General features: G+C 68.6%; 1 pseudogene. It reads left to right on the top strand.

Features of this window, described 5'->3' with window-relative positions:
• Positions 1-56 precede the first annotated feature (56 nt).
• Positions 57-604 (top strand): annotated as a pseudogene (locus Q1B08_RS21605) (transposase); the annotation flags it as partial.
• Positions 605-685 lie beyond the last annotated feature (81 nt).

The following is a 685-nucleotide window of genomic DNA, read 5'->3' as shown; positions in this document are numbered from 1 at the left end:
TTGCACGAAGCCTGTCCGGGATTCACATGGCGCGTCCAGCGGCATGGCTGGACGGCATGTTCGAGCCTGCCCCGACCCGCTACCGAACCCTGAACCGGTCCGCCTTTAACGCCGCGCTTCGCAAGCGCGGATCGCCGACCGTTTGGTTCGACCCATCGACGCCGTGGCACGCGGCGTCTTCGGGCAAGCGTGGCGCGCAGCCGATCTACAGCGGTGAGGAGGATCAGGAAACGGTCCGGGGGGCCGTTTCCCCGACGAGCGCGATCCAGGCCTGCCTGACCATGAAGGTCCTGTTCGGCCTGCCGCTGCGTCAGACGACGGGCTTCATGGCGAGCCTTCCGAGGCTCGCGGGGCTCGACGGGTCGGTGCCGGACTATTCAACGCTCAGCCGGCGCCAGAAGACGCTCACCGTGCCGCTGCCCTGTCGGGGCAGCGGCAGGCCGCTGCACCTGCTCGTCCCCTTTCGGGACATCACTTCGTGATGCCCTGCCGGGCAATGGACAGCACCGGGATCAGGGTCCGGGGCGAAGGCGAATGGCACGCGCGCAAGCATGGCGGGGCCAGGCGGCGCGTGTGGCGCAAGGTGCATCTCGCTGTCGACGAGGGCAAGGAGGATCAGGAAAGGCCCCAGCGGGGCGTTTCCCCGACGAACCTCGAGGTCCGGGCAGTCGAGATCACCGGGAGC

This window comes from uncultured Jannaschia sp. (genome assembly GCF_947494025.1).
Lineage (GTDB): Bacteria > Pseudomonadota > Alphaproteobacteria > Rhodobacterales > Rhodobacteraceae > Jannaschia.
The sequence above is the reverse complement of the archived record's forward strand: the minus strand, read 5'-3'. Positions and strand labels throughout refer to the sequence as shown.